Genomic DNA, 23,973 nt, shown 5'->3' with positions numbered 1-23,973 from the left:
CCGGATTACCCCACTTGACTCAATTGTTCAGTTTTCGCGAGATTATCAACATCGATAATCATTGCGACTTTGCCATCACCCAAAATTGTTGCGCCCGAAATACCTTCGACCTTGCGGTAGTGGCGCTCCAGACTCTTTATTACTACCTGCTGTTTACCCAACAACTGATCTACAATGATGCCGTAGCGCTTTTTACCAATTTCAACCAGCACAATGATCGACTCAGCAAGGGGTTTTGCCTGCCCTGGAATGCGCATTTGATGATGCAACGAAACCAGCGGCCAGTAGGTGTCTCTGCTCCACAGTACATTGTCGTTGGCCAGGGTTTTAATCTGTTGCGCAGTGGGTTGTAGGGACTCAATAATGTTGAGTAACGGAATGATGTAAGTTTCACCACCGACTGAAACACATAGTCCGTCAATGATTGCCAGTGTGAGCGGCAATTTAATTGTGAATGTTGAGCCCTGACCCGCCGTAGACTGAATGTCGATAGTACCTTTTATGGCTTCAATGTTTCGGCGCACTACATCCATGCCGACGCCGCGCCCGGATACGTCCGTTACTGCTTCAGCAGTAGAAAATCCTGGTGCAAAAATAAGCTGCCACACGGCTTCGTCTGGCATGGACTCGTCCACGGCCATTCCATTGCTCAGGGCTTTCTTCAGTATTTTTTCCCGACTCAGGCCACCGCCGTCATCCTGAATACTGATCATAATATTACCGCCGCGCTGTTCCGCTTTAAGCATCACAGTTCCCACTTCCGGTTTACCCGCTGCCAGGCGTTTCTCAAGTGGCTCTATGCCATGGTCCAGGCTGTTTCTTACCAGGTGGGTCAGTGGATCCGCGAGCTTTTCAATCATGCTTTTATCGACTTCGGTTTCGCCGCCTTCGATAACAAGCTCAATTTTTTTGTTGAGGGTTTTTGCAAGGTCGCGGACCAACCGGGGAAAACGGTTAAACACAAACGAAACGTGAATCATACGCATCGACATGGTCGCTTCCTGAATCTCGCGGATGTTTCTGGCCAGTTCTTCCAGTGTGGCGTTGAGTTTTTCGCCGGTGCTACCTTCTACTTCCTGGCCTATCATCGACAAAATCGACTGCGTGATTACCATCTCGCCAACCAGATTAACGACATTATCGATCTTGACTGTGTCTACGCGAATTGAGCCGGTTTCCGCCCCTGCATTTTGTTTTACCGGAGCAGACTTGGAAGGCATGGCTACGGATGAAGGCTTCTTGGCGACTTTCGACGTTGTTTTTTCATCGGTAAAAAAGCCAAATGCTTCTTCATCTGGCACAGGTTTAACTGGTTTGGGATCAGTGAAAAATCCAAAACCCTGGTCTGCTTCGCTTTCTGCCGTCGGCTGTGATTGAGTCGCGACTGATATGGACTCGGTGCCTGGTGCGTCGTCGAAAAAGCCGAAGCCGTCATCGACACCGTCGGTTTCTGCACTCGCGCCTGATACTGGCTCGTCATCGAAGAACCCGAAGCCGTCTTCTTCTTCCGTGTTTGCTTTTGAAGAAGGCTCAACATGATCATCGATATTTAATATTGCCTGTAGATCTGCTTTGCCTTTTTCAATTTGTTGCCAGTCAATGTCACTTTCATTCTGGTAACATTTGATGATTACACCCAGGGTGTCTGTGGTTGCCAGCAAAACATCCACGATATCAGTGGTGAGATCCAGTTCGTTGTTTCGAGCCTTGTCCAGAATGGTTTCCATTACATGGGTTAGCCCGGTGAGAGCATCAAATCCAAATATTCCACTGCCACCTTTTATGGAGTGCGCGGCGCGAAATATACTGTTTAAATCTTCCGGATCAGGGGAATCTGTAGATATATTCAGCAATAGTTCTTCCATGGTTTGAAGGTGTTCATTACTTTCTTCAAAAAACACGGTGTGAAACTGATTCATATCTACAGACATGATGGTTACCCCAGCAATTTAGACGCTATAGCCAGTAATTTGGATGGGTCAAAAGGCTTCACCATCCATCCGGTTGCCCCTGCTGCTTTACCCTGCGCTTTTAACGTTTCGCCAGCCTCGGTGGTAAGCACAATTATGGGCACCGCACGAAAGCTGGCCATTCCGCGTAAAGACTTGATTAACGTAATACCGTCCATATTTGGCATATTCTGGTCGGTTAGCACAAAGTCGTATCGGGTGGACTGACACTTATCCAGTGCAATCTTGCCGTCGGCTGCGGTTTCAACATCGTAACCAGCGCCCCGCAATGTCACTTCCACCATTTGCCGAATAGACATCGAATCATCAACAACTAGTATCTTTTTACCCATATTCTGTTAATTCCTTGCTATAGAGATAGTCGTAAGATTACCTTTGGCATTTCTTTCTACTGATTCGCACAGTGCATCCATCAGCGCGAGTCCTCTGCCACTCAAGGTTTGCTGTTGCCCGCCAACATCTGTTTTGCAAAAGCCCGGGCCCGAATCCTCCACTGTCACTCTTATAAACGTAGTAGAGTTTGTGTAAATGTGAATATTTATTTGATCATTTTCCTGCAGCCCGGCTATCCGTTCATCTCTTAGACTTAAATAGGCAGAAAAGCCGTCGATGTCGTTCTTTAAAGCAGAGTCGATTTGGAGGATGCCGTGATCTACTGCGTTATTAACCAATTCAGCTAATACCGTAAACGTCTTTTGGCAGAGGGCTTTGGGTAGGTCGGCATTTTGCAGGATAAACATTACCTGGCTCAGAATATCCATGCGGACAATGGCCTTGCCTTTCACTTTGAAGTGATAATCAAGTTCGCCGAACTCTTCTGATACCGGCTCGACTTCCGTTTTAACGCCTTCGCGCAGTGTCTTGCCGCTTAACACACATAATGTAATGTCGTCTTCAATGGGCCGGCCCTGTGCGTGCGTCATACAGATGTCCATTAAGTCGATAAGGCTTTTGCCACTACTTGCCAATGCGGCTGCGTGCTCAATGAGGCGATTGAGTGTAAGGGATTTTCCCGCAGCATTTGTTTGTTCGATCAGTCCGTCAGAAAACATGGCGACCTGATTCAAGCCTTCCGTGCTTATTTGTTCCGTTGTTACGCTAAAATCTTCCGGATCAAGAATTCCCAACGGCATAGAGCGGGATTTGTAACGAAGCAGATCGCCATTCTCCATACTGCACAGTACGTCAGGTAACCCCGCATTGATAACAAATACCGTTTTGGTGTAGGGGCAAATTTCCAAGCCGAGTACGGCAATAAAGCGGTCATCGGGTAATTCGAAGAACAGTTTTCGGTTTATTTCGTGAAAAATTTCGTCGAGGGGTTTGCCTTTCGATGCCATGGCTCTGGCAATAGATATCAGCGGCAATATACAGATAGCTGCCGCAAGACCGTGGCCCATGGCGTCAGCCAGAAAAATCTGCACTTTGCCTGTTGGCGTAGGTGGGCAAAAAATAATATCGCCGCTAAAAGTAGTCATTGGTTCGCTTTGCACCTGCACATAGTCAGGCAGGTTGTACTGACCTTTGGCCATGTTGTCGTAAACGTGTTGAGCGAGCGCTTCTTCCTGGGCTTTTTCGTCGATGAACTGGGTCAGCAGGCGATTTTTGTTGGCTAGTTCAATGTTGGCTTTCTTGAACGACATTAAGTTGCGGATTTTTTCCCACAACAAATTAATACTAACGGGCTTTACCAGGTAATCGTGCACACCCGAAGCAAAGCTTTTGGCTATGCTGCCAACGTCTTCGTCGGCAGACACCATCAAAATATAGGGCTTGAGACCGGAGCGTTGCAAAAAGGGAATTAACGATGCGCCATCACCATCGGGTAAGTGGTTGTCGATGATAGTGATATCAAAGCGATGACGTGTGACGGCCTCTTTGGCATCAGCCAGGCTATGACACGCCACCACCGTCAGGTGCTTGCTTAATAGGTCTGCAAGTACCAGTTCACAAAAAATAGTGTCATCGTCAACAACCAGAATTGAGAAGGCACCCGGAGGGAAGTGCATGCGTTTCATTTAACATTAACCGTTAACGTATCGTAACCATTTTGTCGAAATTGGCGATTTGAAGTATTTCTAACGCCGTTCCTTTCGCACTTACAATTTCCACGTTGCAGTTGATGCTTTTGGCTCGCTTTTGAAGCAGCACAATCATCCCCAGTGCGGCACTGTCGAGGTACATTACCCTCGAAAAATCCAGGCTAATGGTCTTACCGGCATTTTTTTCTAGCAGTTTGTTGTACTGCTCGGTAAAAGATTTATGAAAGCTAAAATCAAAACGTTCAGGTATTGCAATCGTTGTACTCATTCGTGTTCCTTAAAATAACTCTATTTCGCCGGCATCAACTGAAGAGGATGAAACAGGGTTGTGGAGTCCTGCCCACTCGTTTTTGATTTTCTGTATGAAGGCGTCTGGTTGTTGTATGGCTTGCGTCCGCTTCTGATCATCGAGTAAGTCATCCAGGTGCATAGTAAGAACCGACATTACGTTAACGGTGTACTCAATATACTGCCGGTTGATATCGCCAAACTGCAGGCTTCGGGTTGCATCACTCAAAGCACAATCCAGTTTCATAGCCAGTTCGTGCAAACCTGACGTTACTTTCTGATCGTGTTCAGCCTTGCCGATGATGCGTTCCAGCTCGGTATTGATGTCTTTTTTGGCTTCGATTACGTAGCTCACGTCGTAGGCAGCGAGCACGCCGATTCGATCGCTTAATGACGATATTTTACTGTTGATCCCATTAATCTGAGTTTGAATGGATTCACTAAACTGCGCAGAGCGATTGGACAAAGTGCGAACCTCATCGGCGACTACCGCAAAACCTCTGCCATGTTCACCGGCACGTGCCGCTTCAATGGCGGCATTTAACGCCAGTAAATTGGTTTGTCCGGCAATGCTATCGATGTCTTTTAATGCCTTAATAACAGAGGGCACCGTTTCATTAATAGCAGTTATCTGCTCGAGAATCTCCATGATGCCCGCTGACATATCTACGGTACTTTGAATGAAGCGGTCCAAGGTAACCGCAGTGCGCTCTGCGAAATTGCGCATTTGGTCACTGTGCAATTCTTCACTGCTGTCATCAACCGTGATCAGGCTGTGAATGGTATCGCTTTGCTGGTCAACTAAACCCCTGAGTTCTAAAAAACTGCCACTGAGTGTATCCACTGCGTCGTTGTGCGTTGACAGTATATTGTTCAGGCTGCTGGTACAGTCGGTTAATACTTCAGTACATGTGGCTGTAATTTGCCCGAATGCGCCGGTGTTATCCGGCATCACTGGTGTAATTTTTTGTGTCTTCTGTGCAAGGGCTTCGTTGGCTGCTGGGGAATCGTTATCCTTGTTAAGTACAAAGTCGGCAGCGAAGGCAGCGGCTGCAAGTATTACAACGGCAATAACACCATAGCCCGACCAAGCTATGAGCACAGCTATGAGTGAGGCGATCCCCAACACTGTTAGTTTATTTGTGTTCATCCGTTTCACCGGCCCTTATTTGCGTTCTTTAGGTTTGCTGTAGAGACGAATTGTTGAAATGCAATTGATTGAAAAGTAATAATTTATTAGCTTTCAGTGCATGTAGTGTGAAAAATCAGGATATTCATCTCACACTAAATGTAGGCAAGGATCTGAGGTCTTGCAAATTGTCAGACTAAAAAGAATATTTATTTGTATCAAATGGTTAATTGAAGCTGTAAAGCCTGGCTTTACGTCAATTTTACGGCGTGTGTGCCAGTTTAATGACGGAATTTCGGTGCCTTTAATCAATCAAAAGGCACCGGTCCAAAGGTGGGCGATAATCGTTAGTTAAGCGCTGCGTTTACGTGTTGGGCAAAGGGTTCCGCGCGCATAAATCCGGTGATCCTCGCTTTGCTCAGTTCATTGCCCTGATCGTCGAAAAATAAAATGGTGGGAAGCCCGAGAATCGAAAAATGTTCCTGAAACGCCAGATTGGTGGGTGTGTTATCGGTGAGATCAATCTGCATCCACACGGTATTACTGAGCGCTTCCACCACAGCCGGATCCGGAAACGTGTACTTCTCAAATTCTTTACACGCCACACACCAGTCGGCGTAAAGATCTACCATTACCGACTTACCCTGGGCATTGGCGTCGGCCAGCTTTTGCGTAAAGTCTGACAGGTCTTTCACCACTGAAAACTCAGAATGCGTTTTCGATGCAGACGTCCCTTGCGACGTTGTGCTGGTGGGTAAGTGCACCGAGCCAAACAGCGTTTGATAGCCCAGCATGGCACTGCCAAACAGGCCTACAAATATGACTACCGCTCGCACGCCTTTCCAGAAGCTGCTGGCAGAGGACTGGTTAATAATTTGGAAATAACCGAAAGTGGCCAAACCTAAGCCTGCCCACAGCAACAGGGTGAGATCTGAATTCCACAAGCGCTCCACAAACAAGATTGCAACGGATAACAGCATAAAGCCAAAGGTGGTTTTTACCACGTTCATCCAGTTGCCCGCTTTGGGCAGCAGCTTTCCGCCAGTCATGGCAAAAATAATTAACGGAATACCCATGCCCAGGCTCAGCGCGTATAACGCAAGGAATCCCAGCAGTAAATCACCACTTTGCGCGATAAACAGCAGAATACCGGTTAACGGTGCCGTGGTGCACGGTGAAGCAATCAGGCCCGACAATACTCCCATCACAAACACGCCTGTCAGGCTTCCGCGCTGCTGAGCATTACTTACTCCGGTGAGTTTTTCCTGCCATTTGCTGGGCAACTGTATTTCGTAGGCACCAAACATGGCAACGGCAAGGGCAACAAACAATACAATAAAGGTGATCAGGATAGCCGGATGCTGCAAAGCTGCCTGAAATTGTACACCCGCCGATGCAACCACCAGTCCGAGTACTGAATAAGTGATTGCCATACCCTGAACGTACACAAACGACAACGTAAATGCCCGGGAAGCTTTTACCTCTTTCCCTTGCCCTATCACAATACCGCTAACGATGGGGTACATGGGGAATACACATGGCGTGAATGCCAGACCTACGCCTAACAGTAAAAATAACGCGAGTGTAATAGGCAGGCTATCCTGCTGTAATTTTGATGCCAGATCGAATTGCTGACTAACCGCAGGTTGCTCTGATGTGGATATAGCGGATTGCTCTGTTTGATCAGGCGCGCTGAGCGGTGCCGTTACCTGGCTCTCTGTACCAACGGCATTTAAATAAATAACCTTGGTCGTGGGCGGGTAACACAGACCCGCTGTGGCGCAGCCCTGATAACGCAGCTTAACTACACCATCTTTTACGCTATTCTCAATCGGATAAGTAAACGCCAGACGATTAAAGAACACCTCAGAAATACCAAAAAATTCATCTTCTATCTGATCGGCGGGGGGAAAAACCGGCTCACCCACGGTGGCGTTTTTGGTAACGGTTTTAAATTGCTTCTTGTACAGGTAGTAGCCTTCAGCAATATCAAACGTGACAACCAGTTTGTCGCCTTGCTGCGAAAAATCGAATACAAACGCTTCATCAACGGGCAGAAATTGTGGCTCGTCGCTGAATAAATCCTGCATGTTGTCATTACTTAACTGGGCTGAGGCGACCTGACTCAGTAAGCTGCTCAATAATAGCAGCAGTAGTAGCATTGGCTTGCGTATCACAAATAGTTGTCCTTCTTACTTCCTGATAATTACTTGTTGTACCCAGTGCAAGTAGTCCTCGCTGGCCTGCACAGAGTTTAACACTACCCATTGTGGGATTTCATAAGGGTGTATGGCACTTACAACGTTATAAGCCTCATCGATCACCTGAGGCGTAGATTTAATGATCAACTGCACTTCTTCGTCGCTAACCACTTTACCTTCCCACCGATACAGTGAACGGATCCCAGGTACAATTTGCACACAGGCAGCCAGATGGCGTTCGAGCAATGCTTCGGCAATTTCATTAGCCGACGTTGTGGAATGGGTGGTGGTTAACACTATACACAGTGGATTCATCCTTGCCTCACTAGACCGATAAAACAACAAAAACTATTCATTTATTAACTGGCTGCACTGGTTACGGTGATACCTAACTGAATCATTACGACACAGTATATAAAATCGATGACTTGGAATTATCCAAACTTACCCCATTTTAATTAAAATAACCTTAAGAGAACGCCATCGTTTTTCTTTTACTCGAAACGGGATAGTACTTTGCAAATTTTACTACTGCTTTTTATTTTAATGCCCATTGCTGAAATAGCACTACTGCTTCAGGTAGGCGATATGATTGGCGGGTGGAATACCGTTGGGCTCATTCTGGTTACCGCATTTGTGGGTGCCTATCTGGTGCGTCAGGAAGGCTTGTCTACGCTACAAAAAGCCCAGCAAAAACTGGCAAAAAACGAAGTGCCCGGCAAAGAGATGATGGAAGGGATGATGCTGGTGATTGCCGGGGTGCTGCTTGTAACACCGGGGTTTATAACCGACATTATTGGATTTTTGTTTGTGTTGCCATTCAGCCGTCAGTTTATGGCAGGCAGGTTGGCAAAACACCTCACTGTGCGCGCGGTGCAGGGCGGTAATCAACAGTTCTACTATTCGAATACACAACAGCGCCAGGGTAATGACGGCGACCCTATTGAAGGAGAATATACCGACACTACCCGCACCGACGAATCCAAACGTCTGGACCGTTAATTTAGTTAGTTATTTATACCGGCATCAAGGCGTTTTAGTTTGTCTTCCATAAACGCCTCAAATTCCTGTTGAGTCTGAGGTTGCTCAGGGTGACCCTGCCAGGTAGCAAAGAAGCCGTACTGGTAAGTTGCTTGTGGTACAAATTTGAATAAATAATCGTGTGGGCCTTCAAACTGCTCCGCTATCTGATCATTTTTAACAAACAACGCCAAACCTAAATCCCACTCATCGCCCAACAGATTTTGCTTGCCGTAAGTTGCAATCATCGTCCAGTGTTCACCGTGCTTCTCAATGTAGTTTACATTGTCGTGACGCACTAAACCCGTAACCAGATTATCCAGGGGAACGGATGATGTTACTGTCACTAATGTTGAAGGATCGCCTGCGTTAATCTGATAGTGAGTAGTTACATCAGCACTAACACCTGCTACGTCCCAACCCTCATAACGCACTTCAAATTCGCTGGTGTCGCCGCCATCTTTCAGCAGTGACCAGTGTGTGTTGTTTACCTGCTTAAAGTGCTCAACATTATCACCCATCCAACGACCCAGTGCGCCAAGACCCACGGATTTACCCACCTTTAATGCATCGCCGCCCCAATCTGACAGTTCGTGGTAGCTGTCGTAGCCATCCTGACCTACCTTGCTCAGCACCATATCGCTGGTGGTTTTTACAAACACATCAATGCCATTGCGCCAATCAAGGTATAAGCGATAACCCACAAGATCGTTTTCCCAGCCTGGCCCTTCATAACGCAAATAGTAAGAGTGATCGGTAAGCTGTGCAGGTGAAGTGAAGGCAGTCACTGGTTCAAATGTAAAATTATCAGCAACATACTTCTGACCATCCCAGGCACCGCCCTGACGAACAGACAGTTCGGCGTGTGTTCGTTGTACAGGCTCTGCAGAAGTAACTGAATCTTTTACGGTTTCTGGAGATTTATTACAGGCTGTTAAGCTAATGCTGGCAGCAATAATAGCGGCTAAAGTCGTGCGATTCATGACGGTCTCCGAGGGTTAAAATCAACATATTTTTTACCTATCATATTGACAAATGCCACCGGTGGCAATTATTTTAAATATTATTAACAATTGACCAGGTGTGGTATACCAACCTTCTTCTTTTAAACAGGTTGGGTTATGCGCACCGTTATTGTCGCCACTCTTGTTCAATATATATACAGAGTGAGTGGCGCTAAAACACAGTAAAAGGGTTGTGATGCCGAATTTTAGTTTAGCGGGAAAGCGCGCATTGGTAACCGGTGCAAGCCGGGGAATTGGGCAGGCAATGGCCATTGCACTGGCGGAAGCGGGCGCAGATGTCATTTGTGCCAGTTCGGGAGCCGGTGGTTGCGACCACACAGTTGAGCAAATCAATAGTCTGGGGACAGTGAGAGCGGAACAGGTTTATGCTGATTTGTCAGACATGCAGGCGGTAGAGGCGATGGCCGAACAAGCCCTGGCGCTGTGGGGCGGGATCGATATTCTGGTAAATAATGGCGGCACAATATATCGCGAGCCTGCGGTAACCTTTCCGCTGGACGCCTGGCAACGGGTGTTAACAGTGAATCTGGATGCGGCGTTTCTGCTAAGCCAAAAAATCGGTAAAGCCATGATTGCTCAAGGCGGCGGTAAAATCATCAATACCGCGTCTATGCTCAGCTACAGCGGCGGCATTACCGTTCCTGCGTACACCGCAAGTAAACACGCTATTGCCGGGTTAACCAAAGCCCTGGCAAATGAGTGGGGCGCGTCAAATGTGCAGGTAAATGCCATTGCGCCCGGATACATTCGCACCGACAACACCCAAGCCCTTCAGGACGATGCAAAACGCAGTACTGAAATTTGTGCCCGCATTCCCGCCGGTCGTTGGGGTGAAACAGAAGACCTTAAAGGGGCTGTGGTGTTTTTAGCCAGCCCAGCCAGTCAGTATGTCAATGGCCATGTGTTGGCAGTTGACGGTGGATTTTTAGCCCGATAGCCAGGTGGTATAACTCATGACTACAGAATACGAAACGCGATACGCCATCGGTCAGCGCGAAGCAAAACAATACGATACCCAGGAACTGCGCAATGCCTTCCTGGCTGACAAACTTATGCAACCAGGCAAAGTGTATTGGATTTATAGCCACTACGAACGCTTTATGGTTGGCGGTGCTGTTCCATTGGAAAATGGGCTGGTACTGGAAACACTGGATGCGCTTAAATCAGCAAGCTTCACGGCCCGTCGGGAAGTGGGTGTGATAAACGTAGGCGGCCCCGGCAAGATTACTGTAAACGATGCCGAATATGCGCTGGAAAAAGGCGAGGCACTTTACATTGGAGCAGGCGAGTACGATGTTACGTTCTATTCCGACAGTGCTGAAAACCCCGCGCACTTTTACCTGAATTCTGCACCAGCACATGCAAGCTACCCGTGTAAGAAAGTGGGTAAAGACGATGCCAATGTGCTGCATATGGGGTCTGCTGAAACGGCCAACGAACGCGATATTCATCAGTTGATCATCAACAGCGTAGTGCAAACCTGTCAGTTACAAATGGGCCTTACCCGGCTGTATCCGGGCAGCGTATGGAACACCATGCCAGCGCACCAGCACGACCGCCGAAACGAAGTGTATTTCTATTTCGATATCGCAGAACAACAAGCGGTATGCCATTTTATGGGTGAGCCAAAGGAAACCCGCCACCTGTTCGTGCAAAACGAACAGGCTGTATTGTCACCCCCCTGGTCGATTCACTGCGGCTGCGGCACGGCAAGTTATGCGTTTATATGGGGTATGGCCGGGGAGAATCTCGACTATGACGATATGGACAAGTTTCCCGCCAGTGAGCTGCGCTAGGAGTTGGCAATGAGCTTGTTTAAAACCTTACCGTTTGCGTTGCTGACCTCGTTATTCCTGATTGCAGGATGCAGCGACAACGCAGTAACTGATAACAAAGTCGTGCTAAGACTGGGTCATACCCTGGACACTCAGCACTCGGTTCACAAAGCCATGGTGTTTTTTGGTGAGCGCCTTGCTGTACTGTCGAACGGCCAGATGGATGTAAAAATTTATCCCGGTAGCCAGTTGGGTACTGAGCGGGAAATGATTGAGCTGCTGCAAATTGGATCACTATCCATGACAAAGGTATCAGCAAGCCCGCTTGAAGGCTTTGCTCCGGCCATGAAAATTTTCAGCATCCCCTATATTTTCCGCGATAACGATCACTACTGGACTGTGCTAAACAGTGATATCGGTAAAAATTTGTTGAAGGGGATAGAGGATTTTAAACTGAAAGGTTTGGCGTACTACGATGCCGGTAGCCGCAGTTTTTACACCAATGACAAACCTATCCATTCACCGGCCGATTTAGCCGGCTTGAAAATTCGTGTACTGAACAGCCCTACTGCAGTGCAAACTGTACGCGAACTCGGTGCTGCCGCCACGCCGGTGGCATGGGGGGAACTGTATACGGCATTGCAGCAAGGCGTAGTAGATGGCGCTGAAAACAATCCGCCCAGCTATTACCTTTCACGTCACTACGAAATCGCGCGCTATTACTCCCTTGATGAACATACGTCAGTACCAGATGTGATGCTGATGTCGTTGCGCACCTGGGAAAATCTCAACCCGGAGCAACAACAATGGGTAGCTCAGGCCATGGCAGAGTCTGTGGTATTTCAACGCGAAGCCTGGCAGGCATCAACCAAGGAATCGCTTGAAATGGTGATTGCTGACGGTGTAGAGGTGATCTACCCCGACAAAGGCCCTTTTGTTGACGCGGTTAAACCGTTTCACGACAGTCTGCGCGACACCGAAATTGGTGCGTTAATCGAACAAATTAAGGCTATGTAATATGCGCTCAATTATTGCATTTATCGACCGTACAGTAGCAGGTGCACTTATCCTGGCAATGTTAGGAATTCTGTTGGCGGTCGTGTGGCAGGTTATATCTCGCTACATTTTAAAGGATCCAGCGTCAGTGACCGAAGAACTGTCGCGCTTTTTTCTGATTTGGATTGGCTTGCTGGGAGCGGCATACGCCTATCGCCAGAAGGTGCATTTGGGCTTTAATCTGATTGTTGAAAAGCAACCAGCACAACGCCGTAAAGTCATCCTCACATTGGTTGAGCTATTAGTGTTTGGCTTTTGCGCAACTGCACTGCTGTATGGCGGTAATCAACTGGTTAGCCTAACTCTGCAACTTGAGCAGATTTCTGCAGCGCTGGAAGTAAAAATTGGGTATGTGTACACAGTACTACCCATTACCGGTGCGTTGATCATGCTGTATTGCCTGATAAATATCCGCAACCTGTGGGTTTCCGACGATGTGGAGGCACTATAAATGGAAATGACCGCGATTGTACTGGTTGTTGCGTTTTTTGCCTTATTAGTATTAAACGTGCCAATTTCTTTTAGCATTGGTATTGCAACGCTCATCGCCATGCTCATGAGTATCGACTTTACCCCCGCTGTTACCACCATCGCTCAGCGAATGGCGGGGGGCCTAGACAGTTTTGCCTTACTTGCCATTCCGTTTTTCGTGCTCTCGGGCATGATCATGGGGCGTGGTGGTATCGCTAAACGCCTGATCAACTGCGCGCTTGCGCTGATTGGCTCGCTACCGGGTGGGTTAGCACTGGTTAACGTGGTGTCGTGTATGTTGTTCGGCGCCATTTCTGGTTCTGCGGTTGCTACAACCTCGGCGATTGGCAGTTTTATGTTACCCGAGATGAAAAAGCAGGGTTACGACGAAAACTTCAGTGCCGCAGTGACCGCAGCGGCGTCAACCACCGGCATGCTGATCCCTCCCAGTAATATTCTGATTGTTTATGCTATTGCCAGTGGCGGCGTGTCGATTGCCGCGCTGTTTATGGCGGGTTATTTACCAGGCATTATGGTTGGCCTGAGTTTGATGATTGTGTGTTATTTCCACGCGAAGCGAAAAGGTTATGCAACCACAGAGCGTTTACCGTTAAACGTTGTGGCAAAACAGGTTGCGGCAGCCTTGCCAAGTTTATTCCTGATTGTGCTGGTTATTGGCGGTATTGTGGGCGGTATTTTTACTGCCACTGAAGCTGGCGCCATCGCGGTAGTGTATTCCCTCGTTCTTGCCGTTGGTGTGTATCGTGAAGTGCAGGTTAAACAATTGCCCGATATTCTGCTTAAGTCTGCAGAAACCACGGCGATCGTTATGTTGCTGATAGGTGCCTCTACCGCCATGTCGTGGATGCTCTCGTTTGAAAATATTCCACAGAATATCAGCGCGTTTTTGCTGGATATCAGCGACAACCCTATTGTGATTTTATTACTGATCAATCTGCTATTGATTGTTGTAGGGGCGTTTTTGGACATGACACCAGCAGTACTTATCTTTACCCCGATTTTCCTGCCGGTAGCCATGCAACTGGGTATGTCACCGCTGCAATTCGGGATCATGATTGTACTTAACCTGTCGATCGGCTTGTGTTCGCCGCCTGTGGGTGCGGTATTGTTTATTACCTGTGCCATTGCGAAAACGCGTCTCGACAAAATTATTAAACCGTTATTGCCATTGTATGGCGCCATGTTTGTAGTGCTGATGCTGGTAACCTATGTAGCCTGGTTTAGCGAAGCGTTGCCTGCTGTATTTGGCTTATAGACAGGGCGTGTCAATAACGGTATAAACGCTTGTGGTCTGGCCTTGTGGCACTTTGGTGACACTCCGGGTAGACTCGCAGGCGCACAATAACAAGAAAACGAGAATTGCCAGATGGAAAAGAAACCTACCATTAATGACGTTGCCAGACTGTCCGGTGTGTCCAAGCGAACGGTATCGCGAGTAATAAACGGTGCCACTAACGTTGGTGCGGCCACCCGTGAACGGATTCAGCAGGTTATTGATGAGCTGGGTTTCTCCCCCGACAAGCAAGCTCGTGGCTTGGCGGCAAGTCGCTCCTATTTAATCGGGTTGATTTACGATAACCCGGATGCCTTGTATATCGACCAGGTTCAGCGTGGTGTGTTGAGCGTGTGCTCCGAGAAGGGCTATGAACTGGTTGTGCACCCTTGCCACTATCGCAGCGACGACTTTATCAGCAACTGCGTTAATTTTGTGAGACGCTCCAATATCGATGGTGTCATTGTGCTGCCGCCGGCGTCAGAAGCGAATGAGCTTGCCAAGGCCTTGCAAAATCACGGCATAAATTATGTACGTATGACGTCGGTGAAAATTGACGAGCAAGAGAACATCGTGGTGTCGGATGACCGCGCTGCGCTTAGCGACATGGCGCGTTACCTGGTATCGCTGGGGCACAAAGACATTGCCATTATCAGTGGTCCAAAGCATTACTATTCAACCGTAGAACGTTTGGAAGGGCTTACTCATACTCTGGCTGAACTGGGCATGCCTGTGCCTCCTGAACGTATTATTGAAGGTAAAAACAGTTACGAAAGCGGCATAGAGTGCGCCAGAACGCTGTTAATTCAAACTCCTCGCCCGCAGGTAATTGTTGCCAACAACGATGAAATGGCTGCAGGGGTACTAAAAGTTGCCCATGAAATGGGCATTGATGTGCCTGGTGAATTATCGGTAGCCGGATTCGACGACAACTTATTTGCTTCCAGGGTGATTCCGTCACTCACTACGGTACAACGTCCGGTTGTGGCGATGGCGGGTCTTGCAGCGAAAAAAATTGTTGCATTAATTGAAAATAAACCTACTGAAGACGTTGACGACTACATTGTAAAGCCGCATCTGATCATTCGGGAATCTACCCGCAAAGTCACAAAATAAAAAGATTTTGCTTGAAAGAGCATTTGATTGTGTCTTAAAATGCCACCGGTGGCACACATGTTAAAAATGTGCTATCTTAAAATCAGTAACCAAGCCTTGCACTAACGTGAGATATGATTCGCTATGACAACTCAGACTCAGTTGATAAAAGTTCATCCAAACGACAACGTCGCAGTTGCCACCATGCCGCTTTCGGCAGGCGAACACATTGATTCACTGGCGCTGGTGTTGCTGGAAGATATTCCTGCTGGCCATAAAGTGGCGTTGCGGGCCATATCAGCAGGTCAGGCAGTGGTAAAATACGGCTTTACCATTGGTATTGCCCAAACCGACATTGCCCAGGGCCAGCATGTGCATAGTCACAATTTAAAAACTGCTTTAAGTGGCCAGGAATCGTATACCTATTCACCTAAGTCGGTACCTGCACCCATTACCCGTCCAAGTGTGGCGTCGTTTATGGGCTACCGCCGTGAGAACGGCAAAGTGGGTATTCGCAACGAAATTTGGATCATCAATACCGTAGGTTGTGTTAACCGCACCGCAGAGCGCATTGCTGCTGAATGCGAGCGCCGCTTTTTTGGTGAATGTGATGGCTTCCGTGCATTTACTCACCCATTTGGATGCTCGCAGTTAGGCGACGATCTGAACGACACTCAAACTATTCTGGCGTCACTGGCGTCACACCCTAATGCCGGTGCAGTGTTGATTGTGGGCCTCGGCTGTGAGAACAACCAACTGTCGTCTTTACTTGAAAAAGTAGACAGACCCGCCAACCGCATTCGTTACTTCAACTCACAGCAGGTAGGTAATGAAGTGGAGGAAGGTATTCGCCTGATCCACGAAATGCTGGGTGAAGTGGGTAAAGATAAACGCGAACCTATCCCTGCTACCGAACTGGTACTGGGGATGAAGTGCGGTGGTAGTGATGCGTTTAGTGGCATTACCGCTAATCCATTGGTTGGACGTATGACCGATCTGATGTGCACACAGGGTGGCTCGGTACTGTTAACCGAAACACCTGAAATGTTTGGTGCGGAACAGTTGCTAATGAATCGCGCTACCAGCGAACCGGTATTCAATGAAATAGTGCACCTGGTAAACGAATTCAAACAGTATTTTCTGGACAACAATCAACCGGTTTATGAGAACCCTTCTCCGGGTAATAAAGCCGGTGGATTAACCACACTGGAAGAAAAATCCCTGGGCGCCGTGCAAAAAGGCGGTCAGGCGGCGGTTAATGGCGTGCTTAAGTATGGTGAACCCATGAAGCAAAAAGGCCTTAGCCTGTTGCAAGCCCCTGGCAACGACGCAGTGAGTTCAACTGCGCTGGCCGCCAGTGGCGCGCACATAGTGCTTTTTACAACCGGGCGCGGTACACCGCTTGGTTTCCCTGTACCCACAATAAAAATCTCATCAAACAGTGAAATTGCTCAGAAGAAGCCACACTGGATTGATTTTAACGCAGGTCAGGTGTTGCAGGGCGTCAGTATTGACGACTGCGCAGCACAGTTGTACCAGCAGTGCCTGAATATTGCGTCGGGCCAGCAAACCTGTAACGAAAAGAATGGCAGTCACGAGATAGCAATCTGGAAACGTGGCGTAACCTTGTAAAAAAGAGATTGATATGAAACCAATATTATTACACGAAGACAGATTGTTTCCGGCGGACGAAAAGACACGCAACATTGCACGTTCGCTGTATCAGACTGTGAAAGATCTGCCTATTATCAGTCCGCATGGTCACACTGATCCACGTTGGTTTGCCTATGACGAGAACTTTGGTAATGCTACCGAATTGTTCATTCTGCCGGACCACTATGTGTTCAGAATGCTCTATAGCCAGGGCATTTCCTTACAACAATTGGGCATTCGTCGCTGGGATGGCGGTGAGACCGAAAGCGATCCAAAGAAAATCTGGCAGATTTTTGCAGATCATTATCACCTGTTTGCAGGTACGCCATCCCGCATGTGGCTGGACACTGTATTTAAAAATGTATTTGGTTTGTCTGACATGTTGTGCAGCGCAAATGCCATGGACTACTACGAGTTCATCACGGCCGAACTGGCCAAGGCCGCATACAAACCTCGCGCGCTGATGGACCGTTTCAATATTGAACTGATTGCCACTACAGAAGGGGCGTTGGATTCACTGAAACATCACAATGTTCTGAAAGGCACAGGTTGGGATAAACGCGTGATCACAACCTTCCGCCCTGACGATATAGTTGACGCATCGCGTGAAGATTTTGTAGATAACATCAATAAACTGGGTGAAATCACCGGGTTGAATACCACAACCTGGACAGGTTATCTGGAAGCAATTCGCCAGCGCCGTGCCTTTTTCCGCGATCACGGCGCAACCGCAACGGATCACGGACATCCAACAGCACTGACAGCAGATTTGTCGTTGTCTGAGTGCGAGGCGTTATTCGACAAGTGCCTTACTGGTAAGTCTACTGCCGCTGAACAGGAACTGTTCCGTGGCCAGATGCTCACCGAACTTGCGGGTATGAGCATTGAAGATGGCATGGTAATGCAGATTCATCCGGGTGCATTCCGCAATCACAATGAAGACGTATTTAAGAAATTCGGCCGTGATAAAGGCGCCGATATTCCAATGCAAACGGAATACGTAAATTCGCTTAAACCATTGCTCGACAAATACGGCAATGATCCGCGCCTGAAAATTATTCTGTTTACGCTGGATGAAACCGTGTATTCACGTGAGCTCGCGCCTCTGGCTGGTCATTACCCTTGTTTGAAGCTGGGTCCGGCATGGTGGTTCCACGACAGCCCAGAAGGGATGTTGCGCTACCGTCATCAGGTTACTGAAACCGCTGGATTGTTTAATACCGTAGGTTTTAACGACGATACCCGCGCGTTTCTGTCGATCCCGGCTCGTCATGACGTAGCCCGCCGTATTGACTGCCGTTTCCTGGCGTCGATGGTGGCAGAACACAGAATTAGCGAAGAAGAAGCTGGCGATCTGATCAAGAAATTGTCGTACGAATTCGCCAAAAACGCATACAACTTAGGAAACGCATAATGGCTATCCCGTTAACTGAGCAGTCGCTGGCCGGTTTACCGGCTGACATCAAGCAGTCTGGCTATGTTCGTGGCGAACGCAGCCGCGGCATCGTACACATCGGCCCTGGTGCATTTCACCGTGCCCATCAGGCTGTGTATACCGATATGGCCATGGCTTATGGCGGTAACTGGCGGATAACGGGAGTGTCAATGCGCAGCGCCACGCTTAAACAAAAGCTGGCCGAACAAGACAATTTATACTCACTGGTTGTACTCGATAACGAGCCCTATGTGCAGGTTATTGGTGCCTTCGATGAAATACTGGTGCTGGAAGAAGACCGCGATGCCATTCTGGCCGCGCTCACTGATGCCAATACGCATATCATTTCGTTAACCATTACCGAGAAAGGCTATTGCCTGACCAGTAGTGGCGAACTGGATACCTCGCACCCCGATATCATCAATGATCTGGTTAACCCCGACCAGCCGGTTTCGGCTGTCGGCCTGATTGTTTGTGCACTAAAAGAGCGCTTTGAACAAGGTGTGGCTGACATGACGGTAATTAGCTGCGACAACCTGGCCGACAACGGTAAAAAACTCGGTAAAGCGGTATATCAGTTTGCTCAGAAACTGGATCCGGCAATGGCGGATTGGATCAAGGCAAACATCTGTTTCCCGTGCACAATGGTAGACAGCATAACACCAGCTACTGATGAAGCGCTGATAGCGCTTGCGCAGGAAAAACTGGGGGTCAGTGATGCCTGGCCAATTCAGCGTGAAGCCTTTACACAATGGGTAGTAGAAGATAAGTTCAGTGGCCCGCGCCCTGCCTGGGACAAAGTCGGCGTGACCTTTACCGACGATGTTGCGGCGTTTGAAAATGCTAAGTTGCGCATTCTTAACGGTACACACTCAACTCTGGCCTACGTGGGTACACTGGCCGGCAAGGAAACCGTTTTTGAAGCTATCAGCGATGATACGCTGCACGGCTTTATTCGCAAATTGCTGGTGAGCGAAATCATGCCGTCGATCAATGCCGAAGGCGTGATGGACCTTGCCAGTTATGCAGATGATATCGTTCGCCGTTATCAGAATCGTCATATTCGTCATTTGCTATCGCAAATAGCCTGGGACGGCTCACAAAAGCTGCCTTTCCGCATTTTGAATACCGTGCGCGATAATTATAAGAAAGGCAACCCAGTGTCGCTGCTGTGTGTGCCTATTGCCGCTTGGATCCTGTTTATTGCCAAACGCCATAAAGACCAGGAAAAACTGGTGGATCCACTGGCAGATACACTGCTGGAACTGGCTCGGCATCATCAGGGCAGCGTAAAAGATCTGGCAAATGCCATTCTTAATCTTACCCAGGTGTTCGACGAATTAACGGTTAATAATAATTTTAAGCAAACCGTACTCAAACACGTAGAACAGCTGGCCGCGTTAAATAAAAACACTATTTCCGAGACTCTGGAGACCCTACTATGAGCGGATTTCGCGCGCTGATCCAAGGCACGCCATTATTACCTATTTTGCAGCCAGACAGCGTAGAGCAGGCTCTTAACATTGCCCGTGCTGTGCACAACAGTGGATTGCGCAGTATTGAGGTGGTAAGACGCACCCCGGCAGCGGCTGCCGCAGTGACTGCTATACGTGAACAATTCCCCGATATGCTGGTAGGCATGGGTACGGTTCTGAATGCCGAACAGGTGCAGGAAGCCAAAGACGCAGGAAGCCAGTTCATTATTACGCCAACGCTCAGCGAAAAACTGCTGGGCTATTTAGCGGATGCCAAATTACCTTTTCTGCCAGGTACTGCAACACCTTCAGATATTTTGCTGGCAGTAGAAGCGGGCTTAACGGAAGCAAAGTTCTTTCCGGCTACCCTATGCGGTGGCGTGGGTATGCTTAAAAACTTCGGCGCTATTTTTCCGCAAGTGAGTTTTTGCCCGACAGGCGGTATTGCCGACCATAACCTGCATGAATTTAGTGTTCTGCCAAATGTATTTGCAGTAGGCGGTTCGTGGATGATCCCTAAAGAGTGCGTTAAAGCAAGTAACTGGCAGGCTATTACCGATGCCTGTGTGGTAGCGCAAGGTCAGTTTATTGAGGATGCCGCGTGAAAAAAATCGTCATATTCGGTGAATGCATGGTGGAGTTGGTGTCGAAAGGCGGCAACGACATGGTTAAAAGTTTTGCGGGTGATACCTATAACACCGCAGTCTATTTAAAACGCTCTGCACCGAATGTGTCGGTGAGTTACCTGACGGCGATTGGTGAGGACTTCCTCAGCAACGAATTGTTGTTTGCCATGGGTGACGAACAAATTAATACTGATCAGGTGTATCGTTGCAGCAAACGCAACCTTGGCCTGTATATGGTGCGTACCGACAAGCAAGGTGAGAGAACCTTTGCCTACTGGCGTGATAATTCTGCCGCGACACAAACCCTGAATGTGATGTCGCAACCGCCATCGCACATCGATATGTTCTATTTTTCGGGGATTTCAGTTGCCATTCTGGATGACGTTCAGCGCGAAAAATTGTTTGATCTAATTGCAGCACTGAAAGAGCAGGGCTGCGAAATTGTGTTTGACCCCAATTACCGTCCGCGCTTGTGGCCAGACCGTGAAATCGCCCAGGCCTGGATGGACAGGTGTTACTCTGTTGCCAATACGGCGTTTCCGGGCGGCGACGATCACCTGGCGTTGTATGGCCATACCAATCCCGATGATGTATTTGCGCACTTAGCACCCATGAACATCGACGAAACCGTAATGAAAAACGGCGCGATAGGTGTGCGTATTAAGAATGCCCAGGGCCAGTTTATTGTGCCGGTAGAAAAAGTCACCCAGGTGGTTGATACCACCGCGGCTGGTGATGCGTTCAACGGGGGTTATCTGGCTGCGCGTATCAGTGGCAAGGGCGTAACGGAGTCGGCCAGTTATGGCGCTAAAGTGGCCAGTACCGTGATCCAGCACCCCGGTGCCATTATTCCGGCCAGTACGTTACGCGAAGCGGTAAGTCGTCTTTAGTTACCCTTGATACGTATCAATTCTGCAAGTTTATTGTGCACGGAAATCGTGCACTGACTCCGTATTCCCTATACACTAATGCGTGGTGATACCGGTATTTCAAAGATGCTGGTTGCCGCTTTGTAGCGTTACGGGAGTATTGAGTGTGTGCAGCAGTTTAAGACCACACTACCAGCACAAAACCCTGTGTGGCTTTTGTGATTTGCATTTTTCCTCAGATGTTATTCTTAACAGAGTAATACATTTGTTTAGTGTGGCCGGTAAGTTATGTTACTAGCTGATTCCGTTCCCGCACGCGTACTACGGCACACTGCGCTTTTGCTTATTTGGCTGCTGCTTTGGCGGTTGTCGGTGGTAATGGAATACGCACCTCATGCCAGTATATGGTTCCCCCCTGTCGCCCTCACCTTTACCGCCATTGTGTTTTTGGGTTGGCGTGCCTGTATTACGATTAGTTTAGCCTGTGTGTTGTCTACCTTTTGGGAAGATTACATTTTCGAAACGCATCGCAATGTGCAGACACTGCTTACATCGGGTGTGTTATTTGCGGCATTGCATGTAGGCATTTACGGCGCTGGGGCAGCCTTGTTACGCACAACGCTGTCGAACATTACGTCGTACAATCTTTACAGTGTGGTGATGCGTTTTTTAATTATTTGCGCTGCCACCACACTGCTGGTGTCTTTATTGGGTACGCTGGTGCTATACCAAGGGTTACAGTCGCCTACCCTTAAAGAAACGCTAATCGCCTGGTGGATAGGCGATATGTCGGGTATGTTAGTACTTACCCCTATATTTATCGCGCTGTTGCAGCGCTGGTATCCTGCTCGCAATTTTCTGGCAGGTATTGCCTTCACGCCCATTGTGCATGCCAATGACTTTCCCTATAGCATTAAGCTGCTCCTGAGTATGCTGGGGCTCGTAGTGACCTCGTGCGCCGCCTACTACTTTAATTCCCCGGAGATCGCCTGCTTTGTGTTTTTTCTAGCGATGCCGCAAATGTGGATTGTATATACAGAGTCGCCCTTACATGCAGCCATCAGCCTTGCCTTACTTGGCTTTGCCATGGCGGGCCTGGTTTCCCTACTGGGCATTGCAACCCAAGCGTACATTTTCCAGTTTGCTCTGTGTGTTATGGCCTGCAGTACCTATTTTTCCATGGCCGTACCAGCATTGATTTCAGATAACCGGGAATTGCATCAGCAAGCCCATTTCGACAGTCTTACTAAAGCGCTTACCCGCCATTCGTTTTTTAATACTGCTGAGCAATTGGCCAAACAAGCTGTGCGTTATCACGAGTCTTTGTCGCTCATTGTGTTTGATATCGATAAGTTTAAGCAGATAAATGATACTCATGGACATACGGTGGGCGATGCGGTGCTGAAATCGGTTGCCAGCGTTGCTCGTTCGGTATGTCGCGAGAGTGATTTATTCGGTCGATTTGGTGGCGATGAGTTTTTGATCCTGTTGCCCAATACCCCGTTAGAGGCGGGCGTAAAAGTAGCAGAACAAATACGCAATGCGGTTAGCCATGTATCAGCTCAATTTGAGGATATCGACGTATCCTGCTCCTTCGGTGTCGCGCCTGTGAAGGCGGTAGAAGGGCTTGATGAAGCGTTTGAACTGGCAGATCGGCAACTGTTGGCTGCCAAACGTGCCGGGCGCAACCAGGTGAAGTGTTCACCTTTTTAGCGCGGCGGGACAAGGCCAAACCGCGCTGAATGTTATTACGTTACAAGGAATCGCGGTAAACGTATTTTGCCAATGGATGCTGTTTGGCGCGTAAATCGCGCACAAAGAACTGCGCCACTTTAGACGCGCCCACCACGTTTAAATGCGTATTATCGATTTTCCCTTCTGGATAGCGGGTGTACAGATCGGACGGTACCTGAATAAAGTACTGCTGACTGGCCGGTTCGCCAATCTCCTGTAAGAAGCTACAGGTTTGGTCGTTCAGGTCAAAAAAAGTTACGTTTTCTTCCTGTGCTACCTGTTTAGCCGCATTGGCATAATCAATGAGCTTGCGCTGTAATTTCCCTTCACTGTCGAAGTGTCTGCGACAAATAGAGCTGGCAATCATGGGAATGGCATCCTTGGCGCGCACATCAGCAATGTATTGCTTCAGAAACGCGGGGTAATCTTTCTCTACCGATGCATAGCGGGCGGGATCATCGGCTTTCTGGTCGTTGTGACCAAATTGAATTAACACGTAGTCACCCGCTTTCAGTTCCGACAACACCAGTGCCCAGCGTCCCTCGTTAATAAACCGTCGGGTACTGCGGCCGTTGGCTGCGTGATTCACAATTTCCAGTTCTTCGTTCATGTATTCCGGGAGTAACTGCCCCCAGCCGCGCTCGGGGTAAGCAAGGTTAGGCTTGTCGGCCATGGTAGAGTCGCCCACCAGGTGAAGTGCAACACGGGTCGGATCCCAGGCGCTGGCGGGGACACACACGGCAATAAGTGCAATAAGAGCAAAGAGTTTATTCATGCGATTTCCTTAAAACGAAAAAAGGCCATTAAGAATAATG

Annotated in this window: 22 protein-coding genes; 13 read left to right on the top strand and 9 right to left on the bottom strand. The window is 48.4% G+C overall.

The window, feature by feature from the left end; translation table 11 throughout:
* Positions 1 to 5: 5 nt before the first annotated feature.
* The 7 genes from FJ444_RS08390 to cutA form a co-directional block, all read right to left on the bottom strand.
* Positions 6 to 1,931 carry a chemotaxis protein CheA gene (locus tag FJ444_RS08390; protein ID WP_140957784.1) on the bottom strand — a complete coding sequence of 642 codons (1,926 nt, stop codon included), beginning with the start codon at positions 1,929 to 1,931 and terminating at the stop codon, positions 6 to 8.
* A gap of 5 nt (positions 1,932 to 1,936) precedes the next feature.
* Entirely contained in the window at positions 1,937 to 2,302 is a 366-nt protein-coding gene (locus FJ444_RS08385) for a response regulator (RefSeq protein ID WP_140957783.1), read from the bottom strand.
* A 6-nt stretch (positions 2,303 to 2,308) separates the two neighbouring features.
* Positions 2,309 to 3,988: a fused response regulator/phosphatase gene (locus FJ444_RS08380; RefSeq protein ID WP_140957782.1), complete on the bottom strand. Its 1,680-nt coding sequence runs from the start codon at positions 3,986 to 3,988 to the stop codon at positions 2,309 to 2,311.
* 13 nt (positions 3,989 to 4,001) lie between these two features.
* Entirely contained in the window at positions 4,002 to 4,280 is a 279-nt protein-coding gene (locus FJ444_RS08375; protein WP_140957781.1) for an STAS domain-containing protein, read from the bottom strand.
* Positions 4,281 to 4,289: 9 nt separating this feature from the next.
* Positions 4,290 to 4,949 carry a methyl-accepting chemotaxis protein gene (locus FJ444_RS21795; protein WP_370298032.1) on the bottom strand — a complete coding sequence of 220 codons (660 nt, stop codon included), beginning with the start codon at positions 4,947 to 4,949 and terminating at the stop codon, positions 4,290 to 4,292.
* 827 nt (positions 4,950 to 5,776) lie between these two features.
* Complete coding sequence (locus FJ444_RS08365) at positions 5,777 to 7,591, bottom strand: protein-disulfide reductase DsbD (protein ID WP_140958035.1); 1,815 nt, start codon at positions 7,589 to 7,591, stop codon at positions 5,777 to 5,779.
* Between the two features lie 30 nt (positions 7,592 to 7,621).
* Complete coding sequence (cutA, locus tag FJ444_RS08360; protein ID WP_140957779.1) at positions 7,622 to 7,945, bottom strand: divalent-cation tolerance protein CutA; 324 nt, start codon at positions 7,943 to 7,945, stop codon at positions 7,622 to 7,624.
* A 201-nt stretch (positions 7,946 to 8,146) separates the two neighbouring features.
* Here cutA and FJ444_RS08355 point away from each other — a divergent pair, with 201 nt between their 5' ends.
* The gene (locus FJ444_RS08355) at positions 8,147 to 8,632 is read left to right on the top strand and encodes an FxsA family protein (protein WP_140957778.1); all 486 of its coding nucleotides are present in this window, start codon (positions 8,147 to 8,149) and stop codon (positions 8,630 to 8,632) included.
* A gap of 5 nt (positions 8,633 to 8,637) precedes the next feature.
* On the opposite strand, the gene FJ444_RS08350 is transcribed toward FJ444_RS08355, so the two are convergent.
* Positions 8,638 to 9,633, bottom strand: a complete 996-nt coding sequence (locus FJ444_RS08350; protein WP_140957777.1) for a DUF4861 family protein — start codon at positions 9,631 to 9,633, stop codon at positions 8,638 to 8,640.
* A 217-nt stretch (positions 9,634 to 9,850) separates the two neighbouring features.
* Here FJ444_RS08350 and FJ444_RS08345 point away from each other — a divergent pair, with 217 nt between their 5' ends.
* From FJ444_RS08345 to FJ444_RS08290, 12 genes are all read left to right on the top strand, one after another.
* Positions 9,851 to 10,612, top strand: coding sequence for a glucose 1-dehydrogenase (locus tag FJ444_RS08345; protein ID WP_140957776.1), 762 nt, complete (start codon positions 9,851 to 9,853; stop codon positions 10,610 to 10,612).
* Positions 10,613 to 10,628: 16 nt separating this feature from the next.
* Positions 10,629 to 11,471 carry a 5-dehydro-4-deoxy-D-glucuronate isomerase gene (gene kduI / locus FJ444_RS08340; protein WP_140957775.1) on the top strand — a complete coding sequence of 281 codons (843 nt, stop codon included), beginning with the start codon at positions 10,629 to 10,631 and terminating at the stop codon, positions 11,469 to 11,471.
* Positions 11,472 to 11,480: 9 nt separating this feature from the next.
* Positions 11,481 to 12,467: a TRAP transporter substrate-binding protein gene (locus tag FJ444_RS08335; RefSeq protein ID WP_140957774.1), complete on the top strand. Its 987-nt coding sequence runs from the start codon at positions 11,481 to 11,483 to the stop codon at positions 12,465 to 12,467.
* Between the two features lies 1 nt (position 12,468).
* A complete protein-coding gene (locus FJ444_RS08330; protein WP_140957773.1) occupies positions 12,469 to 12,957 on the top strand; it encodes a TRAP transporter small permease in 489 nt (162 codons plus the stop codon).
* Positions 12,958 to 14,253 (top strand): TRAP transporter large permease, encoded by a 1,296-nt coding sequence (locus FJ444_RS08325; protein ID WP_140957772.1) that lies wholly within the window; start codon positions 12,958 to 12,960, stop codon positions 14,251 to 14,253.
* Positions 14,254 to 14,364: 111 nt separating this feature from the next.
* Positions 14,365 to 15,387, top strand: a complete 1,023-nt coding sequence (locus FJ444_RS08320) for a LacI family DNA-binding transcriptional regulator (RefSeq protein ID WP_140957771.1) — start codon at positions 14,365 to 14,367, stop codon at positions 15,385 to 15,387.
* 123 nt (positions 15,388 to 15,510) lie between these two features.
* Positions 15,511 to 16,998: a UxaA family hydrolase gene (locus tag FJ444_RS08315; RefSeq protein WP_140957770.1), complete on the top strand. Its 1,488-nt coding sequence runs from the start codon at positions 15,511 to 15,513 to the stop codon at positions 16,996 to 16,998.
* Between the two features lie 13 nt (positions 16,999 to 17,011).
* Positions 17,012 to 18,433, top strand: a complete 1,422-nt coding sequence (gene uxaC / locus FJ444_RS08310) for a glucuronate isomerase (protein ID WP_140957769.1) — start codon at positions 17,012 to 17,014, stop codon at positions 18,431 to 18,433.
* Positions 18,433 to 19,899: a mannitol dehydrogenase family protein gene (locus tag FJ444_RS08305; protein WP_140957768.1), complete on the top strand. Its 1,467-nt coding sequence runs from the start codon at positions 18,433 to 18,435 to the stop codon at positions 19,897 to 19,899. The genes uxaC and FJ444_RS08305 overlap by 1 nt, the downstream gene beginning before the upstream one ends.
* Positions 19,896 to 20,534 carry a bifunctional 4-hydroxy-2-oxoglutarate aldolase/2-dehydro-3-deoxy-phosphogluconate aldolase gene (gene eda / locus FJ444_RS08300; protein WP_140957767.1) on the top strand — a complete coding sequence of 213 codons (639 nt, stop codon included), beginning with the start codon at positions 19,896 to 19,898 and terminating at the stop codon, positions 20,532 to 20,534. The genes FJ444_RS08305 and eda overlap by 4 nt, the downstream gene beginning before the upstream one ends.
* The gene (locus tag FJ444_RS08295; protein WP_140957766.1) at positions 20,531 to 21,445 is read left to right on the top strand and encodes a sugar kinase; all 915 of its coding nucleotides are present in this window, start codon (positions 20,531 to 20,533) and stop codon (positions 21,443 to 21,445) included. Before eda ends, FJ444_RS08295 begins: the two co-directional genes overlap by 4 nt.
* A 318-nt stretch (positions 21,446 to 21,763) precedes the next feature.
* Positions 21,764 to 23,137 carry a diguanylate cyclase gene (locus FJ444_RS08290; RefSeq protein ID WP_181405102.1) on the top strand — a complete coding sequence of 458 codons (1,374 nt, stop codon included), beginning with the start codon at positions 21,764 to 21,766 and terminating at the stop codon, positions 23,135 to 23,137.
* A gap of 40 nt (positions 23,138 to 23,177) precedes the next feature.
* Here the strand turns inward: FJ444_RS08290 and FJ444_RS08285 are convergent, their stop codons facing one another.
* Positions 23,178 to 23,933, bottom strand: a complete 756-nt coding sequence (locus FJ444_RS08285) for a rhamnogalacturonan acetylesterase (RefSeq protein WP_140957763.1) — start codon at positions 23,931 to 23,933, stop codon at positions 23,178 to 23,180.
* Between the last annotated feature and the right edge of the window lie 40 nt (positions 23,934 to 23,973).

It is taken from the genome of Aestuariibacter sp. GS-14, from assembly GCF_006494365.1.
Lineage (GTDB): Bacteria > Pseudomonadota > Gammaproteobacteria > Enterobacterales > Alteromonadaceae > Alteromonas > Alteromonas mangrovi.
This window is presented reverse-complemented; position numbering and strand designations above follow the sequence as displayed.

Coding starts and splice junctions, on each gene's coding strand:
- FJ444_RS08390 (WP_140957784.1), bottom strand. CDS start 1,931: ATGTCTGTAGATATGAATCAGTTTCACACCGTGTTTTTTGAAGAAAGT.
- FJ444_RS08385 (WP_140957783.1), bottom strand. CDS start 2,302: ATGGGTAAAAAGATACTAGTTGTTGATGATTCGATGTCTATTCGGCAA.
- FJ444_RS08380 (WP_140957782.1), bottom strand. CDS start 3,988: ATGAAACGCATGCACTTCCCTCCGGGTGCCTTCTCAATTCTGGTTGTT.
- FJ444_RS08375 (WP_140957781.1), bottom strand. CDS start 4,280: ATGAGTACAACGATTGCAATACCTGAACGTTTTGATTTTAGCTTTCAT.
- FJ444_RS21795 (WP_370298032.1), bottom strand. CDS start 4,949: ATGGAGATTCTCGAGCAGATAACTGCTATTAATGAAACGGTGCCCTCT.
- FJ444_RS08365 (WP_140958035.1), bottom strand. CDS start 7,591: ATGCTACTACTGCTGCTATTATTGAGCAGCTTACTGAGTCAGGTCGCC.
- cutA (WP_140957779.1), bottom strand. CDS start 7,945: ATGAATCCACTGTGTATAGTGTTAACCACCACCCATTCCACAACGTCG.
- FJ444_RS08350 (WP_140957777.1), bottom strand. CDS start 9,633: ATGAATCGCACGACTTTAGCCGCTATTATTGCTGCCAGCATTAGCTTA.
- FJ444_RS08345 (WP_140957776.1), top strand. CDS start 9,851: ATGCCGAATTTTAGTTTAGCGGGAAAGCGCGCATTGGTAACCGGTGCA.
- kduI (WP_140957775.1), top strand. CDS start 10,629: ATGACTACAGAATACGAAACGCGATACGCCATCGGTCAGCGCGAAGCA.
- FJ444_RS08335 (WP_140957774.1), top strand. CDS start 11,481: ATGAGCTTGTTTAAAACCTTACCGTTTGCGTTGCTGACCTCGTTATTC.
- FJ444_RS08330 (WP_140957773.1), top strand. CDS start 12,469: ATGCGCTCAATTATTGCATTTATCGACCGTACAGTAGCAGGTGCACTT.
- FJ444_RS08325 (WP_140957772.1), top strand. CDS start 12,958: ATGGAAATGACCGCGATTGTACTGGTTGTTGCGTTTTTTGCCTTATTA.
- FJ444_RS08320 (WP_140957771.1), top strand. CDS start 14,365: ATGGAAAAGAAACCTACCATTAATGACGTTGCCAGACTGTCCGGTGTG.
- FJ444_RS08315 (WP_140957770.1), top strand. CDS start 15,511: ATGACAACTCAGACTCAGTTGATAAAAGTTCATCCAAACGACAACGTC.
- uxaC (WP_140957769.1), top strand. CDS start 17,012: ATGAAACCAATATTATTACACGAAGACAGATTGTTTCCGGCGGACGAA.
- FJ444_RS08305 (WP_140957768.1), top strand. CDS start 18,433: ATGGCTATCCCGTTAACTGAGCAGTCGCTGGCCGGTTTACCGGCTGAC.
- eda (WP_140957767.1), top strand. CDS start 19,896: ATGAGCGGATTTCGCGCGCTGATCCAAGGCACGCCATTATTACCTATT.
- FJ444_RS08285 (WP_140957763.1), bottom strand. CDS start 23,933: ATGAATAAACTCTTTGCTCTTATTGCACTTATTGCCGTGTGTGTCCCC.